Origin of the sequence: Paenibacillus pasadenensis, from assembly GCF_023715725.1 — a bacterium.
GTDB lineage: Bacteria > Bacillota > Bacilli > Paenibacillales > Paenibacillaceae > Paenibacillus_O > Paenibacillus_O pasadenensis_A.
Map to the genome: position 1 here is coordinate 97,229 of NZ_JAMBOT010000014.1, position 7,599 is coordinate 104,827.

The window sequence follows — 7,599 nt, forward strand, 5'->3', positions numbered from 1 at the left end:
CGGTTAACCTCCCTTTGGTTGTGTCGTAGGCATCAATGAAGTTTCAGGCATAAATTTGCTCCATAGCAGCATGAACTGCTCAAATGTCACGATTGGGACGGAGCTTGCAGAAAGCCGTTCTCCAGCCTCGTTGCGCGGCGGCTCAGGCAGAGTCAGCCCTGACTGGCGAAACTGCTCGAGCAGCCGATAAAGATTGTCGGCATAACCGTTCTCATAAGCCGCATCTATCAGACTGCGCATCTGAATCCAGGCTGCGGATTCTTTGCTTTCAAGCCGGAACGGCGTGTCTTTGCCGCTTGTTTTGTTATATAGATAAGCATAAGCGGAGCGAATCTCTACGGCAATCGATGCCTGGCCGGAATTGTTTGCCAGCGCGCCCTTGCGGGCATTCCCGGCCCCTCGGCCCGTGTCTCCAAACAACAGCAGCGTGCTAAGCGCGTCTTCTGCATACCCGTCAAGATTCCGGCGCTCTGTCTGAGGGATGAACAGCGTGTTGTTTTCGGCATGCCAGGAGCGGGTGGCGGAATCCGTGTTCGTACCAATGAGATGCATAGGGAAAAAGAAGATTTGGTTCACCGTATCGAGCGGTGTCCCGGTAACGGCCTCCAGCCCCTTCCTGCGTTCGTGGAACCGTTCCAGAAAGCTGTAGGCTTCATCAACGTTGCCTGCCGTCGTAATAATTTCAACAGGTTCACCGGCAAGCCGGACTTGTTCAAACCGCCCTCCAATAAGGGTCAAACCATCGGCGGAAACGCCTTGAAATTTCAACCTGCCCGCCTGCGCCTCTCCAGCAGGAAGCGTGCCGAACAGCTTGGTATCAAAGCCGCTCAGGACAACCTCATAATCCGTTTCCGGAGTGAGCGAGGCGGCCGGACGGTCGAGCAGACGGTCTTTTTCGTCAAGGGCTAACAGCGTGTCGCCTCCCGGCAGCGGATACCAGCCTAGCGATGCGGGCAAATATACGGCGCTGTTTCGGATGAAGGCAAGGTAGCTTTCGCTGCCTCCGGGACCGCTTTGCCATTCGTTCAGAACGCCGCTGTAGCTGATCGTGACACGCTGCAAGTGAAGCCTGGGGTCAAACAGCTGCTCCGCAAAACGGATGCTGTCCGCTTCCCGCTCCCAGTGAACCGGGACACCGTTGATTTCCACCGATTGTACTTCAAGGGATGGATAAAGCAGCAGCGAAACGGTGCCTTCCTTCGCGTACTTCAACGGCTGATCGTTCTGAGCGGAAAGCAGCTTGCCCTGAACGGTCGGGATGTCCAGCCGGGCTTCAGCCTCCAAACGGCTCTTCGGCAGCATCCGGGCCTCAAGCTCCAGCCGCTCCAACCGGAAGCGGAAAAGAGCGGGATCCTGCAGCTGTTTATAAGGAGCAGCGGAAGCTTCAAGCAGCTGCTGATGCTCGCTGCGCTGAATCTGGAGCGCTGCAAAGGGCAGGAACGCCGCCGCAGCTGCAACGAATGCGGCAAGCGCCAGCAGCCATGGACGGCTGCGGACGAGCGGAGGTTTGCTTCGGCCAAGCAGTGCCGACCCAGCGATGAGCAGGAACAGCGCGAACACAAGTCCAAACGCAAACCCCCGGAACAGCTCGTCTTTTGCCAGCTCAAACGACCATAGTTCGTTGCCGAACAGGCTGTTGTCGAACAGCGGCTGCAAATAAAATGCTTTCAGCCAGTTCCATTCATATGCCGGACGAATGTACGCCTGCAAAAACAGCGAGCCGAACACCCAGGCGCAAAAAGCGGCCGGTAGCGAGAAGCGAAGCGGTAGCAGTACGCCTAGAAACAGCCCAAGCGCAAGAGATAGGGCAAAAGACTGCTCGTATAGCAGCGCGTACGTGCCGATCTGACTCCAGATAGATGATAAAGGCAGGCCATGGCGCAGGGCGGAGGCGGCGTAAGCGGCGCTGACAGCAGCTGTATAAAGCGTCATATACGCAAAGCCGGCAAGCCATTTGGCGGCCATCCAGCCCCCCGCCGATACCGGCAAGCGGAACAGCCACTCCGCGGACGGATGGAGCAAATCGCGCCGCATGAGCAGAACGCCGAGCAGCAGCGGAATAGCCGTCGTCAGCATAAGCAGCATGATATGCGTTTCCGCCGCGTACAGATTCACATCCTGCGAAGATTCCGGCCTCAGCCTCCATGTATGCAGCAGCATCCATACGGCTGCTGCACCCGGAAGCAGGAGCGTCCAGCGCAGCAGCATCAGGGATCTCAGCTCCATGCCCGCCTGCCGCAGCATGACGCGCATCAGAGCAGCACCTCCGAATCATGGCGGCTCATTAGCGCTAAATAACCTTCCTCCATTGTCGGTTCCACCAGCTGCGCAAAGGGCGAGGGGGAGCGCTCCGACAGAGCGCGGCACAATATTCCCTCTTCCGATTTGCGGGCGGACAGCAGTCCGTCAAGCGGCATATGCCGCCATTCGTTTTCCGATGTTTCCCATGCCCAGGTCCGATCCTCCGCGAAACCGGTCAGCCCTTGCGTGCTCCCGTGGTACAGCAGCCGGCCGCGTCCCAGCACGATTACCTCGCGGCAGCTTGCTCCTATATCGCCAAGCACATGGGTGGAAAGCAGAACGACGCGTGTTGCCGCCGCTTCCGCAAGCACCCGGCGCAGGCGGATGCGCTCTTCCGGATCCAGGCCTGCTGTAGGCTCGTCAACGATGAGCAGGTCGCTTGCCGAGAGCAGCGCCTGTGCGACACCGAGGCGTTTGATCATGCCAAAAGAGTAAGAGCGGGCCGGTACGTCGGCTTCATCCCGCAAATTGACCTGCTCCAGCACGTCGTCGGTCAGCCGCGTCCTTTCTTTGAGGCTTGACTTGCCTTGCAGCGCCGCCGCATGCATCAGCCACTGGCGGGCGGTGAACTGGGGCAGCACGCGCATATTTTGCGGCAGATAGCCGATACGGCTGCCGTTGCGGCGGAAGTCTCGTACCGAGCTGCCTCTCAGCAGCGCGTCTCCGGTAGTTGGCGCCAGCATGCCGGCGAGCAGGCGGAGCAGCGTTGACTTGCCGGCGCCGTTCGGGCCAAGCAGCCCGTGCAGGCCGGTGCCCAGCTCCAGCGTAAGCGGGCGGAGCGCCCAGCCTGTTTTGTATTGTTTTCCCAGCGAGTGGGCGGTAAGCATCATATGTCGGCCTCCTGTGCAATCAACGACCGCAGCGGGAAAAAAGTTTCTGCGTTTTGGCATCGGGATCTATTATATCAAATTCCGCTAAAAACTTTTTTAGCTGCATGTATTAACGCTGTACAAAGAGCTGTCCAGAAGAAGCTGCCGGGGCTGAATATGGCTTGCCGGAACAGCTGCGTATTGTTATAAGCTGAAAAGCCTCGCGGCACCTCCATCAGAATCTTCAGGGCTCTACAAGCTCAGCTGCCGAATGTCTTAACTCGCCAGCCCTAGAAGCATTTTGGGGCACGCGGTGTGTGTCTGTTATGGCAGCTGGTTTTCCGTAGTCATGTTAAAATGAATGGATTAGAAGGAAAGCTGCGGATAAAGGGATAGGTTCGTGGAGCCGGAAGGGGCGGAAGCAATGATGCACAATATTGGCGGCATCGGGGAAAAACGAGAAAGGTTTGAGCATCCGTTATTGCTAGCGCCAGCGGGCGATCGAGCCATCATGATCCGCAGCAGCGATTCCTTGCTGCAGGGCGAGCCGCTGCAGCGGCTCATGGCGCAAACCGCCGCATGGCTGGAAAGCGGCGGCTGGACGTGGCTGGAGGATGCCGTGCCGGGATATGATTCGGTGCTGGTGATCTATGATCCGGTTAAGCTAATTACATTGATGCGGGGTATGGACTGGCAGGAGCGATTAAAGGCTATTGAGTCCGGGCGGACGGGAGCTTATGGCGTAACGTCTGCGGTTTGGGAGCTTGCCGTCATTTTATTGAAGGAACGGCTGCGGAAGATGCCGCCTCTCGAATCAGCGGAGTGCAGGACAATCGTGGATATACCAGTCCGTTACGGGGGAGCGGAAGGGCCGGATTTGGAGGAGGCTGCATGTCGAAGCGGCATGTCGGCGGAAGCCTTTGTGCTCGCGCATTGCGCGCCAATTTACCGGGTCGTCATGATCGGCTTTTTGCCGGGTTTCCCTTATCTGGACGGTTTGCCCCCGGAGCTGGCCCAGCCCAGGCGGGACACGCCGCGCACTCGCGTTCCAGCAGGATCTGTCGGAATTGGAGGCGCGCAGACAGGCGTGTATCCGGCGGAGTCTCCTGGCGGCTGGCAGCTGATTGGCCGTACGGACGTTAAACTAGTCGATTACGAAAAAAGCAGGCCTGCTTTACTGACGGCTGGCGACCGTATCCGGTTTGTTCCGGTTTAATCGAATTTTTAAGCTGATTTTAAATGTTAACGTAACTGAGAAGCGTTATAAGGGCGTTTTGTCCCATTATTTGAATCTAGCGCAACTGAGACGCGTTATAGTTCAATTTTAGGGGCTAATTCGCCTGCAGAGGCTCAAATAAGCCGTCTCAGTTGCGTTACGCTGAAAAAATAGCCAATTTGAGCCGAATAAGCCTGCTCAGTTGCGTTAGAGATCGTACTAGCTGTTATTGCGCTGTGTAACGGGCAACTTGGCTGCGGGCAGCCGGGTAAAGGCGATGTTAGTTGCAAAAAGTTGATTGGAAATCCGTTTCTAGGTGCAGTTCATTGATGTTAACCGTACGAAGCTACACTACTCAAAGGCTCCCAGGTGCGGACTAGCGAAAAAATACACCATTAAACGCGCAGAGGCTAGTTCTACGATAACAGCCCATTTTCCGTAAAACGGCTGAGAGCAATGACCGCGTTATGTCCGCCAAATCCGAAGGAGTTGGACAAGCCCGCTTGAAGCTCGGCGGGGCGTGCAGTCAGCGGCACATAGTCCAGCCCGCATTCAGGGTCGGGTGATGTGAGATTTAAGGTAGGCAGCAGCAGTCCTTCGCGCAGCATGCCGATCAGAGCGATCGCTTCAACGCCTCCGGCAGCGCCAAGCATGTGGCCCGTCATCGATTTGTTTGCCGTAACCGGAATGGAAGCGGCTTTGTCGCCAAATGCGGTTGAGATGGCTCGTGTTTCCGACAGGTCACCAAGAGGGGTGCCGGTAGCATGGGCGCTGATGACCCCAATTGCCTCTTGCGGCAGCTCCGCATCCTCCATCGCCAGCCGTAGTGCGGAAGCGGCTCCTTTTCCGCTCGGCTCGGTAGCGACCATGTGCCACGCGTCGGAGGTAGCTCCGTAACCTAGCACTTCCGCAAGCGGCTCCGCGCCGCGCGCCAGCGCATGCTCCAATGATTCAAGGACTAATATGCCAGCGCCCTCCGCCATAACAAAACCGCTGCGTTCGGCATCAAACGGACGGCTGGCGGCTGCCGGATCGCCCTTAAACGAAGCTAGGGCGGTGGCGTTGCCAAAGCCGGCAAGCGCAATAGGAGAAACAGCGGCCTCAGCTCCTCCAGCCAATACAACATCCGCCCCGCCATGTCGAATGAGCCGCATTGCCTCGCCGATGGCGGTATTGCCGATGGAGCAGGCTGTGACTGGCGCCAGCACCGGGCCGGTCATGCCAAACCGGATGCTGATCATGGCAGCGGCCATGTTGGCGATCATCATCGGCACAAGCGTCGGGCTGACGCGTCCCCGGCCGCGCTGCTGAAGCACACGCGCCTGTTCCATTAATGTGCCGATGCCGCCGATGCCGGAACCGACGTACACGCCGGTCCGCTCCGGGACGAAGTTCCCGTTGCGCAAGCCCGCTTGCTCCAGCGCTTCTTCGGCTGCGGTGAGGGCGAACTGGACGAAGCGGTCCATTTTTCTTGCTTCCTTGCGGCCAAACCGGGCTTCGCCGTCCCAATCGGGTACAATGCCTGCAATGGCGTTTTCATCTATATCTGCGAGCAGCTCTTCCGGCATATCCGTGTCATGGATTCGGCGGATGCCGGAGCGTCCGGCGGATAACCCGGCCCAAAGAGCGGCGGCGTCATGACCCAAAGGGCTGACGGCTCCCATGCCGGTAATAACAACCCGCCTTTGCACGACGGGATTTTGGATGGAGCGGTAAACGTTCATTCCGATCAGCTCCTTGCTGTAATGAGGTGCTTGAGGGCATTTTGCCACAGGCTTTATGCTGGTACAAGTTGTGGTTTATACTAGTATAAAAGATAACAGGATAAGGAGGAGCGCCATGAACCGGCAAGCACGCTTGCAAGCCCTATCGGATTTTCTCCGCTCTCGCCGCATGGCGCTGGACCCTGGAGCAAACGGCTTTCCAACCGGCGGCCGGAGGCGTACGCCGGGGCTTCGAAGAGAAGAGGTCGCGCAGCTGGCAGGTGTCAGTCCGACCTGGTACACATGGCTGGAGCAAGGCAGAGATATCCGCGTGTCGGCCTCTGTGCAGGAGGCGGTTGCCAAAGCGCTTGGCCTGAATGCGGATGAGCGAAAATATTTAGCCGCGCTGGCAGGAGACGGAGCCGCCCCTCCAAGCGGCATAGGCTGGGAGGACGGAGAAGCGCCCGCTCAGCCATCCTTGGCGCTGCAGCTGATCGTGGACGGGCTGGACAGCTGCCCGGCCATCATTTCCGACCGCCGCTGCCGGATCGCAGGCTGGAACGAAGCGGCTGCCCGGGTTTTTCTCGATTTTGGAATGCTGCCGCCGGAGCAGCGGAACATGATTACGCTGCTGTTTACCCGTCCGGAGCTGCAGCGGCTGGCTGTCAATTGGGAGCAGTTTGTGCGGGGGTATTTGGCCATTTTTCGCTCCTATTACGGACAGTATGCCGACGACGATTGGTATGTTTCATATATAGAGGATATGGAGCAGCGGTATCCCCGATTTCGCGAGCTGTGGGAAGAGAGCCGCGTCAGCACGGCACCTGAGGTGATTTTGGAGTTTCGCCATGCCAAGGCGGGCAAAATGCAGTTTCAGCTGACGAGCCTGCAGGTGCAGGGGGAGCAGGATTTGCGCTGCAGCATTTATACACCGGCTCCGGAGACGGCGACTGCGCGCAAAATGAGGCGGTTGATGGAAGAGAAAGCGGTGCGCTGAGCGCTTGGAATTTCTGAGTTGGAGCGGTAGCGGTAGCGGTGCAAGGACGCTTTTGTCTGGTTCTGCGGGCGATAAAAGAAAAAAGGTACTGAAGGAGGGACGGCAATGAACGCTTCGAACGCGCTGACTGTATTGCATCCAGGCATGAGCTTGGAGCTTCAGCAGCTCCCGCGGCCCGGCTGGCGGGCGCAAGGAATTCCCGCCGGGGGAGCGATGGATGCCGTTTCTTTTCAGACGGCTAATCTGTTATGCGGCAACAGCAGAGGAGCCGCTGCGCTGGAGCTGACGCTGGGCGGGGCTCAGCTGCGGGTAGACGCGCCAGGCGGGATACTGGCCGCCATGTGCGGCGCGGACATGGCGGCGGACGTGGACGGCTGGCCGCTGCAGTCTTGGCGCACGGTTTACCTGCCGCCGGGCAGCACCCTCACTGCCCGGCGGGCCCGCAGCGGCTGCCGGGCGTACCTGGCCGTCGGCGGCGGCTTTTGCGGCGTGGCCGGCGCTTCGCAGCCGCATCGCGGCGCGGACGGCACGCCCGGCGGCGCTGGCGCTCGCGCAGCCGCGCCGCGCCCGAGC

The 7,599-nt window shown here is 58.8% G+C and carries 5 protein-coding genes and 1 pseudogene; 3 read left to right on the forward strand and 3 right to left on the reverse strand.

What is annotated here, in order from left to right:
- Window positions 1-3 precede the first annotated feature (3 nt).
- Window positions 4-2,253, reverse strand: a complete 2,250-nt coding sequence (locus M3223_RS21350; RefSeq protein WP_251565396.1) for a hypothetical protein — start codon at window positions 2,251-2,253, stop codon at window positions 4-6.
- Complete coding sequence (locus tag M3223_RS21355) at window positions 2,253-3,131, reverse strand: ATP-binding cassette domain-containing protein (protein WP_251565397.1); 879 nt, start codon at window positions 3,129-3,131, stop codon at window positions 2,253-2,255. Before M3223_RS21355 ends, M3223_RS21350 begins: the two co-directional genes overlap by 1 nt.
- Before the next feature lie 403 nt (window positions 3,132-3,534).
- Here M3223_RS21355 and pxpB point away from each other — a divergent pair, with 403 nt between their 5' ends.
- Window positions 3,535-4,326, forward strand: coding sequence for a 5-oxoprolinase subunit PxpB (gene pxpB / locus M3223_RS21360; protein WP_251565398.1), 792 nt, complete (start codon window positions 3,535-3,537; stop codon window positions 4,324-4,326).
- A gap of 416 nt (window positions 4,327-4,742) precedes the next feature.
- Here the strand turns inward: pxpB and fabF are convergent, their stop codons facing one another.
- On the reverse strand, window positions 4,743-6,050 hold the full coding sequence (fabF, locus tag M3223_RS21365; RefSeq protein ID WP_251565399.1) for a beta-ketoacyl-ACP synthase II: 1,308 nt from the start codon (window positions 6,048-6,050) through the stop codon (window positions 4,743-4,745).
- 115 nt (window positions 6,051-6,165) lie between these two features.
- Here fabF and M3223_RS21370 point away from each other — a divergent pair, with 115 nt between their 5' ends.
- Both M3223_RS21370 and M3223_RS21375 read left to right on the forward strand, forming a co-directional pair.
- Complete coding sequence (locus M3223_RS21370; protein ID WP_251565400.1) at window positions 6,166-7,026, forward strand: helix-turn-helix transcriptional regulator; 861 nt, start codon at window positions 6,166-6,168, stop codon at window positions 7,024-7,026.
- 105 nt (window positions 7,027-7,131) lie between these two features.
- Window positions 7,132-7,599: pseudogene (locus M3223_RS21375) on the forward strand (biotin-dependent carboxyltransferase family protein); the annotation flags it as partial.

What these genes read in the sequence shown, in the direction of transcription:
- M3223_RS21350 (WP_251565396.1), bottom strand. Translation starts at nt 2,253, where the DNA reads ATGCGCGTCATGCTGCGGCAGGCGGGCATGGAGCTGAGATCCCTGATG.
- M3223_RS21370 (WP_251565400.1), top strand. Translation starts at nt 6,166, where the DNA reads ATGAACCGGCAAGCACGCTTGCAAGCCCTATCGGATTTTCTCCGCTCT.
- fabF (WP_251565399.1), bottom strand. Translation starts at nt 6,050, where the DNA reads ATGAACGTTTACCGCTCCATCCAAAATCCCGTCGTGCAAAGGCGGGTT.
- M3223_RS21355 (WP_251565397.1), bottom strand. Translation starts at nt 3,131, where the DNA reads ATGATGCTTACCGCCCACTCGCTGGGAAAACAATACAAAACAGGCTGG.
- pxpB (WP_251565398.1), top strand. Translation starts at nt 3,535, where the DNA reads ATGATGCACAATATTGGCGGCATCGGGGAAAAACGAGAAAGGTTTGAG.